At 69.9% G+C, this 19092-nt stretch carries 16 protein-coding genes; 9 read left to right on the forward strand and 7 right to left on the reverse strand.

The features are described from left to right. Positions 1-14 precede the first annotated feature (14 nt). The gene (locus tag ACFQ7F_RS38310; protein WP_383281481.1) at positions 15-986 is read right to left on the reverse strand and encodes a hydroxyacid dehydrogenase; all 972 of its coding nucleotides are present in this window, start codon (positions 984-986) and stop codon (positions 15-17) included. Between the two features lie 374 nt (positions 987-1360). Here ACFQ7F_RS38310 and ACFQ7F_RS38315 point away from each other — a divergent pair, with 374 nt between their 5' ends. The 5 genes from ACFQ7F_RS38315 to ACFQ7F_RS38335 all read left to right on the forward strand — a co-directional run bounded on the left by ACFQ7F_RS38315 (position 1361) and on the right by ACFQ7F_RS38335 (position 6801). Continuing rightward, the gene (locus ACFQ7F_RS38315) at positions 1361-2215 is read left to right on the forward strand and encodes an ABC transporter permease (protein WP_383281484.1); all 855 of its coding nucleotides are present in this window, start codon (positions 1361-1363) and stop codon (positions 2213-2215) included. A gap of 101 nt (positions 2216-2316) precedes the next feature. Continuing rightward, positions 2317-3180: a carbohydrate ABC transporter permease gene (locus tag ACFQ7F_RS38320; RefSeq protein ID WP_383281441.1), complete on the forward strand. Its 864-nt coding sequence runs from the start codon at positions 2317-2319 to the stop codon at positions 3178-3180. 47 nt (positions 3181-3227) lie between these two features. Then, a complete protein-coding gene (locus ACFQ7F_RS38325) occupies positions 3228-4865 on the forward strand; it encodes a sugar ABC transporter substrate-binding protein (RefSeq protein ID WP_383281444.1) in 1638 nt (545 codons plus the stop codon). Between the two features lie 111 nt (positions 4866-4976). After that, positions 4977-6044 (forward strand): LacI family DNA-binding transcriptional regulator, encoded by a 1068-nt coding sequence (locus tag ACFQ7F_RS38330; protein ID WP_383281447.1) that lies wholly within the window; start codon positions 4977-4979, stop codon positions 6042-6044. A gap of 109 nt (positions 6045-6153) precedes the next feature. Next, positions 6154-6801, forward strand: a complete 648-nt coding sequence (locus tag ACFQ7F_RS38335; protein WP_383281450.1) for a class I SAM-dependent methyltransferase — start codon at positions 6154-6156, stop codon at positions 6799-6801. 99 nt (positions 6802-6900) lie between these two features. On the opposite strand, the gene ACFQ7F_RS38340 is transcribed toward ACFQ7F_RS38335, so the two are convergent. Then, positions 6901-7713 (reverse strand): alpha/beta fold hydrolase, encoded by an 813-nt coding sequence (locus tag ACFQ7F_RS38340; RefSeq protein ID WP_383281453.1) that lies wholly within the window; start codon positions 7711-7713, stop codon positions 6901-6903. Further along, positions 7710-8474, reverse strand: a complete 765-nt coding sequence (locus tag ACFQ7F_RS38345; RefSeq protein WP_383281456.1) for a DUF998 domain-containing protein — start codon at positions 8472-8474, stop codon at positions 7710-7712. Before ACFQ7F_RS38345 ends, ACFQ7F_RS38340 begins: the two co-directional genes overlap by 4 nt. 70 nt (positions 8475-8544) lie before the next feature. Between ACFQ7F_RS38345 and ACFQ7F_RS38350 the strand changes: the two genes are divergently transcribed. The 3 genes from ACFQ7F_RS38350 (at position 8545) to ACFQ7F_RS38360 (ending at position 12662) form a co-directional block, all read left to right on the forward strand. Then, positions 8545-9018, forward strand: coding sequence for a hypothetical protein (locus tag ACFQ7F_RS38350; RefSeq protein ID WP_383281459.1), 474 nt, complete (start codon positions 8545-8547; stop codon positions 9016-9018). A 91-nt stretch (positions 9019-9109) separates the two neighbouring features. Then, a complete protein-coding gene (locus tag ACFQ7F_RS38355) occupies positions 9110-10816 on the forward strand; it encodes a multicopper oxidase family protein (RefSeq protein WP_383281461.1) in 1707 nt (568 codons plus the stop codon). A 91-nt stretch (positions 10817-10907) separates the two neighbouring features. Further along, a complete protein-coding gene (locus ACFQ7F_RS38360; RefSeq protein WP_383281464.1) occupies positions 10908-12662 on the forward strand; it encodes an NAD+ synthase in 1755 nt (584 codons plus the stop codon). 57 nt (positions 12663-12719) lie between these two features. Here ACFQ7F_RS38360 and ACFQ7F_RS38365 read toward each other — a convergent pair whose 3' ends face one another. The 4 genes from ACFQ7F_RS38365 to ACFQ7F_RS38380 form a co-directional block, all read right to left on the reverse strand. After that, complete coding sequence (locus tag ACFQ7F_RS38365) at positions 12720-13943, reverse strand: MFS transporter (RefSeq protein ID WP_383281466.1); 1224 nt, start codon at positions 13941-13943, stop codon at positions 12720-12722. Between the two features lie 244 nt (positions 13944-14187). Beyond that, complete coding sequence (locus tag ACFQ7F_RS38370; RefSeq protein WP_383281469.1) at positions 14188-15210, reverse strand: endonuclease/exonuclease/phosphatase family protein; 1023 nt, start codon at positions 15208-15210, stop codon at positions 14188-14190. Between the two features lie 173 nt (positions 15211-15383). Next, complete coding sequence (locus ACFQ7F_RS38375) at positions 15384-15998, reverse strand: TetR/AcrR family transcriptional regulator (RefSeq protein WP_383281472.1); 615 nt, start codon at positions 15996-15998, stop codon at positions 15384-15386. A 111-nt stretch (positions 15999-16109) separates the two neighbouring features. Further along, positions 16110-17702 (reverse strand): MFS transporter, encoded by a 1593-nt coding sequence (locus ACFQ7F_RS38380; protein WP_383281475.1) that lies wholly within the window; start codon positions 17700-17702, stop codon positions 16110-16112. A 156-nt stretch (positions 17703-17858) separates the two neighbouring features. Between ACFQ7F_RS38380 and panB the strand changes: the two genes are divergently transcribed. Further along, on the forward strand, positions 17859-18770 hold the full coding sequence (gene panB, locus ACFQ7F_RS38385; protein ID WP_383281478.1) for a 3-methyl-2-oxobutanoate hydroxymethyltransferase: 912 nt from the start codon (positions 17859-17861) through the stop codon (positions 18768-18770). Positions 18771-19092: the final 322 nt, after the last annotated feature.

Below are 19092 nucleotides of genomic sequence, written 5' to 3' on the forward strand. Positions count from 1 at the left end.
CTCACTCCCCCCCCTCAAGCCGTCCGCGGCAACTCCTCCCTCAGCAGCCGCCCCCGCAGCTCCTCCCCCCTGACGAACCGCTCGACCTCCCCCACCGCGTACTCCCCGAGCCTGCGCACCTCGCTCCCCTGCGCCCCGGCGATGTGCGGGGTGACCAGTACGTTCGGCAGCACCAGCAAGGGATGCCCCGCAGGGAGCGGCTCGGGGTCCGTCACGTCCAGGAACGCGTCCAGGCGCCCCGCCCCGCACTCCCTGGCCAGCGCCTCCGTGTCGACCAGTGAGCCCCGCGCCGTGTTGATGACGGTGCCGCCGTCCGGGATCAGCTTCAGCATCTCCTCGCTCACCATGCCCAGGGTCGCGGGGAGTTGGGGCGCGTGGACGCTGACGATCGAGCTGCGACGGCACAGCTCCGAGAGGTCGACGAGCTCCACTCCCAGCCCGGCCGCCTCCTCCACCGTGACGTACGGATCGGTGAGCAGCACGCGCCGACCCGCGTCGGAAGCACGCAGCGCCGCGATGACCCCGCGGCCGATACGGGACGCCCCGATGACGCCGATGGTGCGGCCGTCCGCGCCCGTCCGCTCGGTGAAGGGCGGCCACCCGGCGCTATAGCCCGCCGCGGTCGAAAGGGCGCCCTTCGACGCGAAGGTGATCGCGGCGAGCGTGTAGGCCACGACGGGCCCCGCGTTCGCGTCGGCCGCCGATGAGACCACCACGCCCCGGTCCCACAGCGCGTCCGTGACCACGGGTTTCACCGACCCGGCCGCATGCACGAGGGCCCGCAGCCGAGGCGCGTGCGCGAGGACCTCCGCCGTGACCGGCGGGCAGTTCCAGCCCGTGACCAGGATCTCCGCGTCGGCGAGCACCGCCCGCGCGTCGGCCCCGGTCAGCGGTCCGGCAAGCAGGGCGGGTGCCAACTCCACGCTGCGGGCGAGCCGTTCGCGGATGTCGGGGGCGAACACCCGGTCCGCCACATCCGCGCTCATGGCGAGCGCTGCGATCGGCGGACCGCCCGGTGGAGTACTCGGTGGACCCTTCAGCTCTGCAGCCTGGTCTGCCACGCGTGACCATCCCTCGTAGTAACCGGTTACCCAACAGCGCCTGGAGGCTAGGCCGAAGTCGGGACGGTGGTCAAGAGATAGCGGGGTCAAGGGGGTTGACCGGGATTAGTAACCGCTTTAGATTCCGGTCACCTTGTTCCGACGACGGAGGGGCTGCCGTGCCAGCGGTGACGAAGGACCGGACGGAAACCGAGGCGGTGAAGCCGCCCGGCAAGCGCAGTAACGTGCCAAATGGCAACAAAATCAAGCGTGATGAGCGATGGAAACGGTTTCGCTCCTCGCGAGTCCTGCTGCTGCTCATGGTGCCGGGAGTCGCGTACTTCCTGGTGTTCCACTACGGCGCGTTCATCGGGAACGCCGTCGCCTTCAAGGAGTACGTCCCCTTCGACGGCCTCTGGGCCAGCCCCTGGGTCGGCTTCGAGAACTTCGACCGGATGTTCGGCGACGCGGACTTCTGGCACGCGACCTGGAACACGCTCTTCCTCGCGGTGCTCCAACTGGTCTTCTTCTTCCCGGTCCCGCTCGGCCTCGCCCTGCTCCTGCACAGCCTGACCTCGGACCTGACGCGGCGCTTCGTGCAGTCGGTGGTCTACCTCCCGCACTTCCTGTCGTGGGTCATCGTCGTGGCCCTGTTCCAGCAGGTGCTCGCCGACACCGGCCTGCTCAACTCCGTGCTCGGGCAGGCGGGTCTGACTTCCGTCGACATCATCGGCAACCCGGACGCGTACCCCGCGCTCGTCGTCGCGCAGGTCGTCTGGAAGGACGCGGGCTGGGGCACGATCATCTTCCTCGCCGCGCTGATGCAGGTGGACGAGCAGCAGTACGAGGCCGCCGCCATCGACGGCGCCGGCCCCTGGCGCCGCTTCTGGCACGTGACGCTGCCGTCCATCCGGCCGGTCGTCATCCTGCTGCTGATCATGCGGCTCGGCGACATCCTCTCCGTCGGCTTCGAACAGATGCTGCTGCAACGGCAGTCGGTGGGGCCCGAGGCCGGTGAGGTGCTCGACACCTTCGTCTTCTGGCAGGGCATCGTCGGCGGCGACACCGGATACGCCGCGGCGGCGGGCCTGTTCAAGGGCGTGGTCGGCGCGATTCTCGTCTTCGCGGCCAACAAGGTCGCCCATCGCCTCGGCGAGCAGGGGGTCTACAAGTGAGTACGAGCACGAGCACGAAATCCGCCGCGGTACGCCCTGTACGACGTCCCGAGCGCCCTGCACGACCCGCTCGTCCCGCACGCCCCGTCCGCCCCTCCTGGATGGAGAAGCCGAAGCCGGTCACCCAGGTGGCCAAGGCCCTGGCGATCGTCACCATCCTGGTCATGGTCTTCGTGCCGTTCCTCGTCATCATCTCGACGTCGTTCGCCTCGAACCGCGAGGTCATCGCCAACGGCGGCTGGGTCCTGTGGCCGACCCACCCGACCCTGCGCGCCTACGAGCAGGTCTTCGAGGGCGGCATCGTCACCAAGGCGCTCGGCGTCAGCGCGGGCGTCACGATCATCGGCACCCTCGCCTCGCTGGCGTGCACGACGTTCCTCGCGTACGCGCTGAGCCGCCCCAAGGTGTACGGGGGAAAGCCGATCCTCCTGGTCGTCCTCTTCACGTTCCTCTTCCCGCCCGGCATGATCCCCGCGTTCCTCCTTGTCAAAGGCATGGGAATGCTGGAGAGCTACAGCGCCCTGATCGCCCCCGTCCTCATCAACGTCTTCAATCTGGTCGTCCTGCGGGGCTTCTTCCAGGGCGTCCCGGAGGAGCTGTACGAGGCGGCGCGGCTCGACGGCGCGAACGACTGGCAGATCCTGTGGCGGGTCGTGCTCCCGCTCTCCAAGGCGGCCCTCGCGGTGGTCGGTCTCTTCTACGCGGTGTGCTACTGGAACGCCTGGTTCCACGCCTCGATCTATCTGGAGTCCGACCACTGGCCGCTCCAGCAGGTCCTGCGTACGTACGTCATGGGCGGCTCGCAGATCGCGGACACCGGACTGAGCGACGCCTCGAACGTCTCGGCCCCGCAGACGATGCAGATGGCCGTCCTGGTGATCGCCACCGTGCCGATCCTGGTCGTCTACCCCTTCCTCCAGAAGTACTTCACCAAGGGCGTGCTCACGGGCGCCATCAAGAGCTGAGCCAATTCCCCAAGTTTTGAAAGGTTGACACTGTGTCCGGTTCCTCGATGTCGCGCCGTACGCTGCTGCGCTCCATAGCCGTCGGCGGGGCCGCGGTCGCGGCCCCCTCCCTGCTCACCGCCTGTTCCACGGATTCGAGCGGCGGCGGTTCGGTCAGCAACGCCAACAAGAAGGCGGCGCCCTGGCCGACGTACACGCCCGCCAAGGGCCCCAAGCCCGACCTCGCGCCCAGTGCCGAGGGCGTGCAGCCCGGGTTCACCAAGTACCCGGAGAAGCTGGTCGCGGCGACGGCCGAGAAGCCGGGCAACGGCAAGCAGAAGATCAAGGTCATGACCATCACCTACGGCACCCCGCCGAAGCCGGTCGGATCGAACAAGTTCTGGCAGGCGATGAACGAGGCCCTCGGTGTCGAGGTGGAGTTCTCGGTCGTGCCGGACGCGGACTTCCGCTCCAAGATGTCCACCCTCATGTCCGGCGACGACCTGCCCGACATGATCAACTTCGGTGGCGGTTACGTCCTGCCGCGCGAGTCACAGTTCGTCCAGTCGCGGTGCGCGGACCTCTCGGAGCACCTGTCGGGCGACGCGGTGAACGACTACCCGAACCTCGCCAACATCCCCACGTACGCGTGGGAGGGCATGGGCCGCGTCTCCGGCCGCATCTACGGCCTCCCGATCGAGCGTGCCAAGGTGCAGGGGGCGATGTTCATCAACCGCGAGGCCTTCACCAAGGCGGGCTACAAGCCGGGCATGGCGGCGGGCGACTTCCAGACGATGGCGCGCGAGGCCTCGCAGAACAAGAAGTCGGCGCTCGGCGCCTCCTCGGTCGGCTTCTTCGGCTACCTCTACCACGCGATGTGGCACGGGGCGCCGAACCAGTGGCAGATCAAGAACGGCAAGGTCACCGACATGTTCGGGACCGACGAGTTCAAGGCCGCTCTCGAGTACATGTCCAAGATGCGCAAGGCGGGCGCGTACAACTCCGACGCCACCTCGATCTCCCAGGTCGACCTCAAGACCCAGTTCCAGAACGGCACGGTCCGCTCGATGACGGACGGCTGGGGCGCGGTCATCTCCAACGCGCAGGGCATCAAGGACGAGTTCACGCTGGACGCCGCCGTGCCGTACGTGGTCGACGGCGCGACGCCCGTCTACCAGCAGAACCGCGGATGCTTCGGCTACACCGTCATCAAGAAGGCATCCAAGGACCGCGTCAAGCTGATGCTGCGGGTCCTGGACTGGCTGGCGTCGCCCTTCGGCTCCAAGGAGTACGAGCTGATGCACTCGGGCGTCGAGGGCACGCACTTCGAGTACGACAAGAACGGCGACCCGATCGCCAACTCCCTCGGCCTGGTGGAGAACAAGACGAACCTTCCCTTCCCGTACCTCATGGACGCACCGCAGCCGCTGTACTTCCCCGGCTACGCCGATCTCACCGAGCGGCTGCACACATGGGAGAAGGCGGTCGTGCCGAACCTCGTGCGCGATGACCACTGGGGCCTGATGTCGGACACGTACAACCGGCAGGGCGCCTCCATGCAGCAGGTCATCGAGGACGGCGTCACGGCGATCGTCTCGGGCCGCAAGAAGCTGTCCGACTGGGACGGCGTCTACAAGAAGTGGCAGACGCAGGGTGGCGCGAAGGCGCACGAGGAGTTCGCGAAGGAGTACGAGGCGGCGCACTGATCCGGGCGGGCGCGGGATGATGGTCCGGGGCGGGGGCGGGCTGCCCTGGTGGCAACCCCGCTCCGGATACTGCTACTTGTACCTGAGGACTCAAGGACTTGAGGAGACACTGTGGGTGAGCGGGTCACCATCCGCGATGTGGCGGCCCGTGCGGGCGTCTCGGTCGCGACCGTCTCGCGGGTCCTCGCGGGCAACTACCCGACGTCGACGGCGTCGCGCGGAAAGGTGCTGCGGGCCGTCAAGGACCTCGACTACGTCGCCAACGCGCACGCGCGCGCCCTGGCGGGGGCGGGCCGCAAGACGATCGCGGTGCTCATGTTCGAGCTGGTGAGCTCCTTCTACGCCCATGTCGCGCAGGGTGTGGAGATGGAGGCCGCCCAGCGGGGCAGGCTCACACTGGTCGCGTCGACGAACAGCGATCCGGCCCGCGAGCTCGCCCTGGTGCAGATGATGCGCGAACAGGCCGCCGAGGCGGTGGTGCTTGTGGGCGGGGTCGTCGAGGACGACGAGTACCGCGAGCGGATGTCGCGGTACGCGGAGGCACTCGCGGCGGCGGGTTCCCGGCTGATCCTGTGCGGGCGTCCGGCGCCGGCACCGGACGTCCCCGCGCTGGTCGTCGAGTACGACAACGAGGCGGGCGCGTACGCGATCACGAGCCATCTGCTGGGCGCGGGCCACCGCAAGATTGCCCTGATCGGCTACCGGCCGGGACACACCACGGGCGACGCCCGTGTCGCCGGATACCTGCGCGCCCTCGCCGACCACGGGGTGCCGCGCGAGGAGGCGATCCTGCACGGCATCGGCTTCGGGCAGAACCACGGGTACGAGGCGATCATGGACCTTCTCAAGAAGGCGGACGGACGGCCGGACTTCACGGCGGTCTTCGCGGGCGACGACAGGGTGGCGGCGGCCACGATGATCGCACTGCGGGAGTACGGACTCCGGGTTCCTGAGGACATCTCGGTGGTCGGCTACAACGACGACCCCGTGGCCGCGGACATCACTCCCGGCCTCACGACCGTGCACATCCCCGCGGAGGAAATGGGCCGGACAGCGGTCCGCCTCGCCCTGGCGGGAGCACCTCGCTCCGGCCAGGAGAGGCATCTGCTGGGGACGCACATCGTGATCCGGGAGAGCGTACGGGGGCTCCGGGGGAGCCGGAGGGACGGTACTTCCTGACTCGGCGATGTCCTGAACCACCCTGCCTTCTCCCCGCTCGCCCCGAAGCCAGGAACTCAGGAACTCAGGAACTCTGGAACTCTGGAACTCTGGAACTATTCTCGCGAGCATGGTCGAACACGATGCTCTCAGTGCCACCCGCGAGGGTTACGACGCCGCTGCCCTCACCTATGCGCAGTTGTTCAGCGACTCGCTGCGCGACAGCCCCCTGGACCGCGCGATCTTGGGTGCCTTCGCCGAGGCCGTGAGCGCGAACGGGGGCGGCCAGGTCGCGGACCTGGGGTGTGGGCCCGGCCATATCACCGCGTATCTGGTGGAGTTGGGGCTGAGCGCGTTCGGCGTCGACACCTCCCCCGCGATGATCGAGTTGGCGCGAGAGGCCTCTCCGGGCCTGCGGTTCGACGTGGGTTCGATGGACGCGTTGAACATCACTGACGGCGAGCTCGGCGGCGTACTCTCCCGTTGGTCCGTCATCCACACGCCGCCGCCGGAACTCCCCGCCATCCTGACGGAGTTCCACCGCGTGCTGGCTCCTGGCGGCCACCTTCTGATCGGCTTCTCGGCGAGCGACGACCCGTCTCACCCGACGCAGGTCTTCGATCACGCGGTCGCCCCGGCCTATCGGTGGTGGCCCGATCACCTTGCCGCGCTGCTGCGCGAGTCCGGGCTGGCCGAGGCGGCCCGGATGATCCGCGAGCCTGAGCCCACCGACCGACGGCAGTTCCGGGCGATTCACCTGCTCGCCCGTAAAGCCTAGGCAGGCAGGGGTTGCCGCCTGCCCGCCCACCCGATTGCTGCAGGATGATCGGGTGGGCGGCGGGCGGAAAAGATCCGCCGCTAGACGGCGGCGTACGCGTCACGGCGGCGTGGCCAGCACCGCCTCCGCCATGACCGACGGGGCGTCCCGCATCAGCAGGTGCCCCGATGGTTGCGCGACACGGAAGCCCGCGTCGAGCGATGCGGCGAGGGCCCGCTGCCGGTCGAGCCACCCCACCCCGCCCCCCGAGTACGCGGCGAGCACCGTCACCGGAATCCGCCCCCGGAGAGGGAACTCTCGGCGGAGAGCGGCAAGTTCGACGACCATGTCGCCGTACGTCGCGTACTCCAGGAGCGCCCCCCGCAGCACACGGCTCGCCCCATAGACCCGCCTCACCTCACCCGCCGATGCCAAGTCGCCCCGCACCGCCACCCTCCGCAGAACCGGCCCCACCGCCCGCGGCAGCCCCACCCGGCCGAGTACCGCCCCGAACACCCGCGCCACCCCCACCCGTACCTCGCGCGGGACCCGCACCCCCGGTCGCTCCTCGACGCTGGAGTCGGCCAGGACCAGGCCCGACGTACGCGCCGGAAAGAGGCGGGCGAACGCCTCGCAGTGGAAGCCCGCGAGCGAGTGCCCGACCACGGTGGCCGGTCCGGGGAAGCCCAGTGCGTCCAGGGTCCGCACGATCCGCTCGGCCTCGCCCGCGAGCGTGGGCGGCACGCCCGCGTGCCCGCTCAGGCCAGAGCCCGGCCGATCGAAGCGGACGACCGTGCGCCACGGGGCGAGACGCTCCACCACCGCGTCCCAGTCGAACCACGCGAGCCCGAGCCCCGCACTCAGCACACACACCGGCCCGCTCCCCGCCACCTCCACGTGATGCGGCACTCCCCCGATCCGTACGAAACTCACCCGCGCCGCACCACCGAACGCGCGAGGAACCCCATCCAGACCGCGATGAGCAGCACCTGAAGCCGCTGCCCCGCCCCCAGCGCCCACATGCCGTACCCCGCGTCGAAGGCGGCGATAGCGGCCAAGGTCCATGTAGTGGCGGCCAGTTCGAGGAGTACGAGGAGGAGGCCGGGCGGGCTCGCGAGGGAGGGCAGGATCCCGTACCGCCGCGCGGCGAGCGTCAGGACCACCATCCCCACCAGCGCCCCCGTCGCCGCGACACTACTGCTCACCACGTGCGCCGCGTGGGCGGCGGGCACGAGACCCGCCCGCTCCCTCGCCGCACAGGCAGCATCGGCGGTCGGCGCGCAGCTCATCGCCAGCCGGGAGTCGACAACGGTGGCCGCCCCGAACAGCGCGAGCCCGGCCCACCCCACGACCGCGCCCCACCGGCGCGGCAGCCACAGCAGCGCGCCCCCCGCGCCCGCGAGGATCAGCAGGCCCGCGGCCAGGTCGGTCGTGCGGAACAGCGTGCTGTAGGGCTGGTCGCGGGCTGCGAGTTCACTCACGTACGAACTGACCGGCGAGAGGCCCGTCCCCAGGAAGGGTTCGAGGACCCACGCGCTGTAGGCGACCGCGCCGAGCGCCAGCAGGAGCGAGACGGCGGTGGCGGCGCGAGCGGTGGTGGGGTGGACAGCGGTGGGGTGAGCAGTGGTGGGGCGCGGCCTGCGATCGGGGCGGGCCCACTCTCGCTTTTGCGACGGTTTGACCGTAATCGGCATGGGCTCATGATCAGCGGAGTACCGGGGGGCCGCATGTTGCCGAATACCCGCCGGGGGTAAAGTTCCGCCCATGGCGGTCACGAAGAGATCAGCGAACGGCGGACAGCTCCTGCTGCTCGCCGCGCTGCTCTTCGGCATCGTGACGATGCATACGCTGGGCCACCCGACGGACCACTCGGCGAGCCACCCGACCAGCCACGCAAGCGGAAGCGGAAGCGGGCGGCCCGACCATCAACCCGAACAAGCCGCCGGTCAGCATGAGATGAGCGCGGGCGGCATGGCGCCGGGCGAGCGCGTCCACGCTCGGCCGCCGCTCACCGTGGCCACGTCGGTGCCCGCCGGAATGGGCGGGATGGACCCGCTGTCCGTGTGCCTGGCCGTCCTTGCCGCGCTCACCCTCGTCCTGCTCCTGAAGGCGGGACTGCTGCGACCCGGCGGCTTCGCCGCGCCCGCGCGTCCGCTCGCCCGGCTGCTCGACGGCCTTCGGCCCAATCCGCCGCCGCCCCGCATACTCCTCTCCCACCTCTCCGTGCTGCGCATTTAGGCCGACGCACCGGCTGCTTCGCGCTGCCCGCGCGTCAGAAGCAGCAGATGCGCCCATCTGCACGCACCACTCCGACGAGGTGTACTCAGCCATGCGCAATCAACCCCTGCGCACCCCCTCGAACCCCACCCCTTCGATCCCCGCCCCTTCGCGCCGCACTCTGCTCGGCGCCGCGACCGCCGTCGCCGGTTCGGGAATCCTGACGGCCTGTTCCGGCTCAGGGCCGGACTCCGGCCATGCCGGGCACAGCGGCGGCTCCGAGCCCGGCGACCGCCCCGATGGCTATGTCGACCCGGCCGGCACGGAAGTCGCCGACGCCGAGAAGAAGCGAGCGGGCGGCGGCACGGTCCGCGAGGTGAAGCTCATGGCCATGACGGCCAAGCTCGACATCGGCGGCCGTACGGTCAATACCTGGGCGTACGGCGACCAGCTGCCCGGCAAGGAAGTCCGCGTCACCGCGGGCGACACCCTCGACCTCACCCTCGCCAACCACCTCCCTCAGGCCACATCCCTGCACTGGCACGGCCTCGCCCTGCGCAACGACATGGACGGCGTCCCCGGTCTCACCCAGAAGGCCGTCAAGCCGGGCGCCGACTTCACCTACCGCTTCGCCGTGCCGCACCCGGGGACGTACTGGTTCCACCCCCACTCGGGCACGCAGCAGGACCGCGGTCTGTACGCACCACTGATCGTCGAGGACCCCAAGGAGCCCCTGAAGTACGACAAGGAGTGGGTCGTCGTTCTGGACGACTGGGTCGACGGGGTGGACGGCTCGACACCGGACGCCGTGCTCGCGGAGCTCAGCAAGGGCATGAGCGGCCACGACATGGGCGGCGACGGTGACGAGGGAGGTGGCACGGGCGGCATGGACCACGGCGGCCACGACATGTCGAACATGTCGCTGCGGACCGACGCGACACCGAAGCCCGACGCCAAGCCGTCGGCATCCTCGAAACCCTCAGGGCCCTCCCGGATGATGATGGGCGCCAAGAGCGACCTGCTCGGCGGGGACGCGGGCGACGTGGCGTACCCGTACTACTTGATCAACGGCCGTACACCGGACGCCCCTTCCTCCTTCAAGGCCCGCCCCGGCGACCGCATCCGCCTGCGCATCATCAACGCGGGCGGCGACACGGCCTTCCGGGTGGCGCTCGGCGGCCATGAGATGACGGTGACGCACACGGACGGCTTCCCGGTGGAGCACGCGAAGACGGACGCGCTGCTGCTCGGCATGGGCGAGCGCTACGACGTCCTGGTCACCGCCAAGGACGGCGCGTTTCCGCTGACCGCGGCGGCCGAGGGCAAGAAGGCGTCCGCCCTCGCGGTCCTGCGCACGGGCGGCGGCGCCGCACCCTCTCCCTCGACCCGGCCCAAGGAGCTGAAGGGCCGCCTCCTGACGGCGGACAAGCTGCGGGCGGCGCGGTCGGTCGCCCTCCGGTCCCGCAAGCCCGACCGGACGATCAGGATCCAACTGACCGGCGGGATGGCGAAGTACGACTGGGCCTTCGACAAGAAGCCCTACTCCCCTGACCAGCGCCACCCGGTCCGCGCGGGCGAACGCGTCCGTCTGGTCTTCGCCAACTCGACGTCGATGTGGCATCCGGTCCATCTGCACGGCCACACGTTCACCCTGGCGAACGTGGCGGGCGGCCCCCGCAAGGACACCGCGGTCATCCTGCCGAACGGCACCCTGACGGTGGACTTCGACGCCGACAACCCGGGCCTGTGGATGATCCACTGCCACAACGTCTACCACTCGGAGGCAGGAATGATGACGGTCCTCGGCTACCGCAGCTGACCTTCGACCCCGTGGGGCGTCCCCTTTCTGCGGGGCGCCCCACACCCGCCCCGGGGGGCATCGCGTCGCTTTGACGATTACACTGGGCCCCGTGCCTCAACTACGCCTCGCCCTGAATCAGATCGACTCGACCGTCGGCGATCTCGCCGGGAACGTCGAGGCGATCGTCCATTGGACCCGGCACTCCGCCGAGCAGGGAGCGCACCTCGTCGCGTTTCCCGAGATGGCGCTGACCGGCTATCCCGTCGAGGACCTCGCCCTGCGCTCGTCCTTCGTCGACGCCTCGCGGAAGGCGCTGCGCACGCTCGCCGCGCGGCTGAACGACGAGGGGTACGGCGAGCTGCCGGTCGTCGTCGGCTATCTCGACCGCACCGAGGAGGCCAAGCCGAAGTACGGCCAGCCGGCGGGTGCGCCGCGTGACGCCGCCGCCGTACTGCACCGCGGGGAGGCCGTCCTGACGTACTCCAAGCACCACCTGCCGAACTACGGCGTCTTCGACGAGTTCCGCTACTTCGTGCCGGGCGAGACCCTGCCGATCGTGCGCGTGCACGGCGTCGACGTGGCGCTCGCCATCTGCGAGGACCTCTGGCAGGACGGCGGCCGCGTCCCGGCGACGCGCACCGCGGGGGCGGGCCTCCTGCTCTCCATCAACGCGTCGCCGTACGAGCGGAACAAGGACGACCAGCGCCTCGAGCTTGTGCGCAAGCGCGCGCAGGAAGCCGGTTGCACCACCGCCTACCTCGCCATGATCGGCGGCCAGGACGAGATCGTCTTCGACGGTGACTCGGTCGTCGTGGACCGGGACGGCGAAGTCATCGCGCGGGCGCCGCAGTTCTCCGAGGGCTGTGTGGTCCTCGATCTGGAGCTGCCCGCCGCCGCTGTCGAGCCGCCGTCGGGCATCGTGGACGACGGGCTGCGGATCGAGCACGTCACGCTCTCGCAGGAGCCCGTCGCCGCGTACGAGCCCGAGCTCACCGGCGGGTACGCCGAGCGGCTCGACGACGACGAAGAGGTGTACTCGGCGCTGGTCGTCGGGCTGCGTGCGTACGCCGCGAAGAATGGGTTCAGCAGCGTCCTGATCGGCCTCTCCGGAGGCATCGACTCCGCGCTCACCGCAGCGATCGCCTGCGACGCGCTCGGCGCGCAGAACGTGTACGGCGTCGCCATGCCGTCGCGCTACTCGTCGGACCACTCCATCAGTGACGCGGAAGACCTGGCCCGGCGTACGGGGCTGAACTTCCGGACCGTGCCGATCGGACCGATGTTCGACGCGTACATGGGGTCGCTCGGCCTGACCGGGCTCGCCGAGGAGAACCTCCAGTCGCGGCTGCGCGGCACGATGCTGATGGCCCTCTCCAACCAGGAGGGCCACATCGTCCTCGCCCCGGGCAACAAGTCCGAGCTCGCGGTGGGGTATTCGACGCTCTACGGCGACTCGGTCGGGGCGTACGGGCCGATCAAGGACGTCTACAAGTCCCTGATCTTCCGGCTCTCCGAGTGGCGCAACCGCGCGGCCGTCGACCGGGGGCAGACCCCGCCGATCCCGGAGAACTCCATCAGCAAGCCGCCGAGCGCGGAGCTGCGGCCCGACCAGGTGGACACGGACTCGCTGCCGGACTATCCCGTCCTCGACGCGATCCTGGAGATGTACGTGGACCGCGACCAGGGCGCGGACGCGATCGTGGCCGCCGGGTACGACCGGGAGCTGGTCGTGAAGACGCTGCGGATGGTGGACACCGCCGAGTACAAGCGGCGGCAGTACCCGCCGGGCACGAAGATCTCCGCGAAGGGCTTCGGCAAGGACCGGCGGCTGCCGATTACTAATCGCTGGCGGGAATCCGTCTGACGGTGACGTGTGGGCGGGTCGGTCGCCCGCCCACACGTCACCAGAGAACGAGGAGCGCTACCGCCGGGTCATCTCCCGCTGAGGCTCCCCCGAAGCCACGAGCCGCTCACTGCCCGCCGCAGGCACGGGCGCGGGCGACCGCAGGTCCACCAGATACGCCACTCCGGCCACCCCGAGGCCGAGCACGGCAAGGGCCGCGCCCGTCAGTGCCGGAGAGGTGACCCCGAAGCCCGCGGCCAGGGCGAGGCCGCCGACCCACGCGCCACCCGCGTTGGCGAGGTTGAACGCGGCCTGGTTCGCGGACGAGGCAAGGGAGGGGGCGGCGGACGCCTTCTCCATGACCATCAGCTGCAGGGGCGAACCCGTCGTGAACGCCGCCATGCCGAGCAGCATCACGGCGATCGCGGCGCTCCACGCCGTCCCCATCAGGAGCGGGAACAGGGCGAGGACCACGACAAGGGCCGTGAGTCCGCCGAAGAGCGTGCCCCGCAGGGAGTGGTCGGCGAGCCGGCCGCCGAGCAGGTTGCCCGCCGTCGCGCCGACACCGAACAGCGCGAGCAGCAAGGTGACGCTGGATTCGGCGTAGCCCGCCGCGTCCGTGAGCATGGGCGTCACATAGCTGTACGCGGAGAACAGCGCGCCGAAACCGGCGACGGTCGTACCGAGCGCGAGCCACACCGGAACGCTGCCGAGCGCCCGGATCTCGCCGCGCAGGCCGCCGCTCTCGCCGTGGCCGTGGTCGGCGGGTACGAAGAAGGCCAGCGTCGCTATCGCCACGAGGCCGATCGCGCTGACCGCGAGGAACGTCGCGCGCCAGCCGAGCTGCTGCCCCATGGCCGTGGCCACGGGCACGCCCACGATGTTGGCGACGGTCAGGCCGAGGAACATCAGAGAGACCGAGCGCGCCTTGCGCTCGGGAGCCACCAGGCCGGTGGCGACCACCGCGCCGACGCCGAAGAACGCGCCGTGCGGAAGGCCGCTCAGGAAGCGGGCGGCCATCAGCCAGTGGTAGTCGGGGGCGGCGGCCGACAGCGCGTTGCCGACGACGAAGAGCACCATCAGGCCGATGAGGACCCGGCGCCGCGGCATGCGCGCGGTGACCGCGGCGAGCAGCGGGGCGCCGATGACGACGCCCAGGGCGTACGCCGAGACGAGGTGACCGGCGGTGGGGATGGATATGCCCAGGTCGTCGGCGACATTGGGCAGCAGGCCCATCATCACGAACTCGGTCGTGCCGATGCCGAAGGCGCCCACGGCTAGGGCGAGCAGGGCCAGGGGCATGAAGAACCTTCCGGGGAGCGCGAGAGGGATGCGAGGCAGCATCAGGAGAGCTGCAGGGGGGACGGGTGTTCCGTAAGTTTACTAGCGGAACAAAGCCTCTCAGGCCCAGTATTCCGTGAGGTTAAAAACGGATGTGCATCACGTGGCGGAAGGGGCCGCGCCCGAAGGGGCGGGGAACCGCGCGACCAGCCACGACGGGCCCGCGGGCAGAACTGCCCCGCCCTCCTCCCCAGCCGGTCAGAGGCTAGAGCTCGAGGCGCGCCGCGATCGGCAGGTGGTCGCTGGGCGTCTTCGGCAGCGTCCACGACGACAGCGGCTCGACGCCCTTGACCATGATCTGGTCGATCCGCGCCATCGGGAACGACGCAGGCCAGCTGAACCCGAAGCCGTTGCCGGCCGCGCCCTGCGTGGACCGCATCTGCGAGGTGATCGTGTTCAGGGCGCGGTCGTTCATCGTGCCGTTCAGGTCGCCGAGCAGCACGATCTTGGAGTTCTGCTCGTCGGCGATCGCCTCGCCAAGCGCGTCGGCGCTCGCGTCACGCTGGTTGGCGGTGAAGCCCGCGTCCAGCTTGACCCGCACCGACGGCATGTGGGCGACGTACACGGCGACCTTGCCCTTGGGGCTGTCGACCGTCGTCCGCATCGCGCGGGTCCAGCCCAGCTTGATGTCGACGGGCTTCGTGCCGGTCAGCGGGTACTTGCTCCAGAGGCCGACCGTGCCCTGCACCGAGTGGTACTTGTAGGTGCCGGCCAGGGCCTTCTCGTACGTCGGGACGGCGCCCGCCGTGAGCTCCTCGAGCGCCACGACGTCGGCGCCGGACGCGGCGACGTCACGGGCGGTGCCCGACGGGTCGCCGTTCTCCGCGTTCACGTTGTGCGTCGCCACCGTCAGGTCGCCGCCCGTACCGGACTTGTCGTAGATCAGGCCGCCGAAAGAGTTCACCCAGATGACAGCCGGAAGCAGCGCGGCGATCAGCGCGGTGGCGGACTTGCGCACGAAGCCGATGACGAGAAGCACCGGGACGAGGATGCCGAGCCAGGGCAGAAACGTCTCGATGAGGCTGCCGAGGTTGCCGACGCCGTTCGGAATCTGTGCGTGGAAGAGCATCACCAGGGCGAGCAGCAGCGCGACCCCTGCCGTGACGAGCCCACGCCTCCAGATGCCCCGGTCGCCGCGCCATCCCTGGATCAGGCGTCGGAACCGGGACCCCTGGCGGCCGGGTCCCGAACCGTCGCTGTCCGTCTCCGTCACATACGCCTGCGCCATACGCTCGTCGCCTCACTGATGCCGTGCCACCGTCCTCGCCTCTGAAACCCTAGGCGATGAACGGGTGTCCTCCCCGCCGTTCGTGACGGCCGTACGGGACAAGGACGAGCGGGGTGGCGCGGCGAGTTCCACATCTCACCGCACAACGGGCCTCTGTAACGAAACACTCACATTCACCCCGGAGGCCGCAGTCCCGCCAGAACGGTGTCCACGATCCGCTCGGCGAGGTCCTCGTCGAGCGGCGCGTCGGAGCGCAGGACGGTGCGCACGAGCATGGGGCCGACGAAGAGGTCGTTGGCAAGGACGATGTCGACGTCCGCGCGCAGTTCGCCGTTCTCGACGCCGCGGCGCAGCACGCCGATCAGGACGCGGCGCTGCGGTTCGACGACGGTCGCGTGGTACGCCTCCCACAGCTTCGGCAGGCTCTTCATCTGCGCGAAGACGTTGTGCAGGAGTGCGGAGGAGCGCATGTTCACGCCGCGTCTGCGCAGATGGTCGAGGCAGGTGATGAGATCGCCGCGCATCGAGTCCCCGGCCAGCTCGGGCTGCGGATCGTCCACGCCGCGCAGGATGTCGACGAAGAGCTCTTCCTTGCCGCTCCAGCGGCGGTAGATGGTGGCCTTGCCGACACCCGCCGTGCGCGCGATCCGCTCGATGGAGAGGTCGGCGAGGGGCACACCGTCCTCGATCATCTTCAGGACGCCCTCGACGATCGACCGCTCCACGGCCTCACTGCGGGGGCGCCCCCGGACGCCTTTGGCGATGTGGGCCACGTCTGTCTGCTCCATCTCTCGTCGTCCGACGCTCTGCCAGGCCGATTGTCCCTCCTGTCCGGCCCGGCACCCCCAGTCGCTCCCCCACCTCTGTTCACTACCCCCGCCGGTCAGTGCCCCCGCCGGTCAGTGCCCCGCGCCCACCGGGTCGGTCTCCTTCTGCTCCGCCTCCGGCTCCTGTGGCGTACGGCCCGGCAGGAACAGGGCGACGACCACGACGCCGATCAGGGCGACGCCCGCGCCGCAGAGCGCCGTGATGTGCATGGCGTGCAGGAAGGAGTCGTGGGCCGCGGTCACCAGCGGTTCGCCGCGCGGGCCGAGCTTGGCCGCGACACCGAGGGTGGCCTCGATGGACTCGCCCGCGGTGTGCCGTATGTCGGCGGGCAGCAGGGTCAGCTTGTCCTCGACGCCGCTGCGGTAGGCCGCGGAGAGCACGGAGCCGAGCACCGCGATACCCAGTGCGCCGCCGACCTGACGGAAGGTGTTGCTCAGCGCGGAGGCGGAGCCCGCCTTCTCGCGGGGCAGCGCCTGCATGATGACGACGCTGGCGGGCGTCATGATGTGCGCCATCCCGGTGCCCATCAGGAAGAAGATGACTTCCAGGAGCCAGATCGGCGTATCGGCTTCGAGCGTCGTGAAGGCGGCGAGCATCGCGGCGAGGAGCAGCAGTCCGCCCGCGCACACGGCGCGGACGCCGAAGCGGTCGACGACGAGGCGGGCGCGCGGCGCGAAGATGAGCTGCGCCGCGGCGAGCGGCAGCATCAACAGGCCGGTCTTGAGCGGCGAGTAGCCGCGCACGCTCTGCGTGTAGAAGACCGCGAAGAACGTCACGCCCATGAGCGCGAAGAAGACGAGCGCGAGGGAGCTGATCGCCGCCGAGAAGACGCGGTTCTTGAAGTACGAGATGTCGATGGAGGGGTGGTCGCTGCGCTTCTCGTACAGCACGAAGCCGACGAGTACGGCGATGCCCGCGAGGATGGTCGCGAGGACGGCGGGGTCGGTGAAGTCGGCGAGCTGGCCGCCCTTGATGATGCCGTAGACGAGCAGGACGAGGCCGACGACGGACAGGCCCACGCCCACCAGGTCGATCCGGCCCGGCTTGGGGTCGCGCGATTCGGGGACGAGCCAGATCATGAGTCCGATCGCGACGATCACGATCGGCACGTTCACCAGGAAGACCGAGCCCCACCAGAAGTGGTCGAGGAGTACGCCGCCGGTGATGGGCCCGATCGCGATGGCGAGGCCGACGCCGCCCGCCCAGATGCCGATGGCCTTGGGCTGCTCGTCGCGCTCGAAGACGTTCATCAGGACGGCGAGGGTGGCGGGCATCACGAAGGCGGCGCCGAAGCCCATCACCGCGCGGAACAGGATGAGTTGGAGGGGTGATCCCGATTCGGCGGCGAGCGCGGAGCCGACGCCGAAGACGGCGAGGCCCACGAGCAGCATCCTCTTGCGGCCGAGCCGGTCACCGAGCAGACCCGCGGTGAAGAGCAGCCCGGCGAAGACCAGCGTGTAGGCGTTGATGGCCCATTCCAGGTCGCCCTGGGTGGCACCGAGGCCCGTGGGCTCCGGGGTCGAGATCGTCTTGATGGCGACGTTCAGGATCGAGTTGTCGAGCACCACGATCAGCAGGCTCAGCATCAGGACGCCGAGGATCGCCCAACGGCGCCGGTGGACGGCTTCCGGTATGCGCGGGGTGGTGCCGACGGGAGTAGTCATGGCTCCAACCCTAGGGCCATTTCGATACGAGACCGTCTCGTATTGTAAAGACTTTACCGAAGGGTCCACTAGCCGACGAGCGGCACGCGATGCCACCATGGAGAGGATCCGGGGACGCCGTCAGGGTGCCTCGAGATAAGAGAAGGAGCCGTTGCGATGACGCAACTTTCGGCTGCCCAGAACGAGCCTGCGGGCGCCGCGGCCGCGGCGAGCCGGTCCACCGACAGCAGCAAGGCCGACAGCAGCAAGGCGCTGTACGGAGGCAAGAGCACCCGCCGCATCACTGTCCGGGACATCACCGCCGCCAAGGAGCGGGGCGAGAAGTGGCCCATGCTCACCGCGTACGACGCGATGACCGCGTCCGTCTTCGACGAGGCCGGGATCCCCGTGATGCTGGTCGGCGACTCGGCGGGCAACTGTCACCTCGGGTACGAGACGACCGTGCCCGTCACCCTCGACGAGATGACCATGCTGTCCGCGGCCGTCGTACGGGGCACGTCGCGTGCCCTGATCGTCGGCGACCTGCCCTTCGGCTCGTACCAGGAGGGCCCCGTCCAGGCCCTTCGCTCGGCGACGCGCCTGGTGAAGGAGGCCGGAGTCGGCGCGGTGAAGCTGGAGGGCGGCGAACGCTCCCTCCCCCAGACCGAGCTGCTCGTCTCCTCCGGCATCCCGGTCATGTCCCACCTCGGTCTCACGCCGCAGTCCGTGAACACCATGGGCTACCGCGTGCAGGGCCGCGGCGACGAGGCGGCGCACCGCCTTCTGAGCGACGCGAAGGCCGCGCAGGACGCGGGCGCGTTCGCGGTCGTCCTCGAACTGGTTCCCGCGGAGCTGGCGGCCGAGGTCAGCAGCTCCCTCCACATCCCGACGGTCGGGATCGGCGCGGGCGCCGGCTGCGACGCGCAGGTCCTGGTCTGGACGGACATGCTGGGCCTCACGGGCGGCAAGATGCCGCGCTTCGTGAAGCAGTACGCGGATCTGCGGGCCGTGATGAGCGGCGCGGCCAGGGCGTTCGCGGAGGATGTGGTGGGCGGGGCGTTCCCCGCCGCGGAGCACTCGGTCCACTGATTTTTCGACCGGGCGCCTCGCGCGCGCCCGGCGCTTGAGCCATAGCGGCACCACCGGCAGCCCGTCGAACTCCCCCCGTCGACGGGCTGTCCGCTTTTCTCTCGCCGGGGGGCGGGGGCTGGGGGTGTGTCTTGCTGGGCCTCGCTCTACCTCACCCGGTGGGGTCACCTGGCGGGGAACCGGCCCCTCGCATATCCGCCGCCGGGTGCGCTGGGTGCGCGGGCCCTTTCGTCCACCGCTTGGTGTGCGGGCTCTCTCGTCCACCGCTTCGCGGCGGATGTCTCCCACCCACCCGCCCAATCACCCCGGGTAATCGGGTGGG

The organism is Streptomyces sp. NPDC056486, from assembly GCF_042795295.1.
Classification (GTDB): Bacteria; Actinomycetota; Actinomycetes; order Streptomycetales; family Streptomycetaceae; genus Streptomyces.

Coding starts and splice junctions, on each gene's coding strand:
- ACFQ7F_RS38310 (WP_383281481.1), bottom strand. CDS start 986: ATGAGCGCGGATGTGGCGGACCGGGTGTTCGCCCCCGACATCCGCGAA.
- ACFQ7F_RS38315 (WP_383281484.1), top strand. CDS start 1,361: ATGGTGCCGGGAGTCGCGTACTTCCTGGTGTTCCACTACGGCGCGTTC.
- ACFQ7F_RS38320 (WP_383281441.1), top strand. CDS start 2,317: ATGGAGAAGCCGAAGCCGGTCACCCAGGTGGCCAAGGCCCTGGCGATC.
- ACFQ7F_RS38325 (WP_383281444.1), top strand. CDS start 3,228: ATGTCGCGCCGTACGCTGCTGCGCTCCATAGCCGTCGGCGGGGCCGCG.
- ACFQ7F_RS38335 (WP_383281450.1), top strand. CDS start 6,154: ATGGTCGAACACGATGCTCTCAGTGCCACCCGCGAGGGTTACGACGCC.
- ACFQ7F_RS38345 (WP_383281456.1), bottom strand. CDS start 8,474: ATGCCGATTACGGTCAAACCGTCGCAAAAGCGAGAGTGGGCCCGCCCC.
- ACFQ7F_RS38350 (WP_383281459.1), top strand. CDS start 8,545: ATGGCGGTCACGAAGAGATCAGCGAACGGCGGACAGCTCCTGCTGCTC.
- ACFQ7F_RS38355 (WP_383281461.1), top strand. CDS start 9,110: ATGCGCAATCAACCCCTGCGCACCCCCTCGAACCCCACCCCTTCGATC.
- ACFQ7F_RS38365 (WP_383281466.1), bottom strand. CDS start 13,943: ATGCCCCTGGCCCTGCTCGCCCTAGCCGTGGGCGCCTTCGGCATCGGC.
- ACFQ7F_RS38370 (WP_383281469.1), bottom strand. CDS start 15,210: ATGGCGCAGGCGTATGTGACGGAGACGGACAGCGACGGTTCGGGACCC.
- ACFQ7F_RS38375 (WP_383281472.1), bottom strand. CDS start 15,998: ATGGAGCAGACAGACGTGGCCCACATCGCCAAAGGCGTCCGGGGGCGC.
- ACFQ7F_RS38380 (WP_383281475.1), bottom strand. CDS start 17,702: ATGACTACTCCCGTCGGCACCACCCCGCGCATACCGGAAGCCGTCCAC.
- panB (WP_383281478.1), top strand. CDS start 17,859: ATGACGCAACTTTCGGCTGCCCAGAACGAGCCTGCGGGCGCCGCGGCC.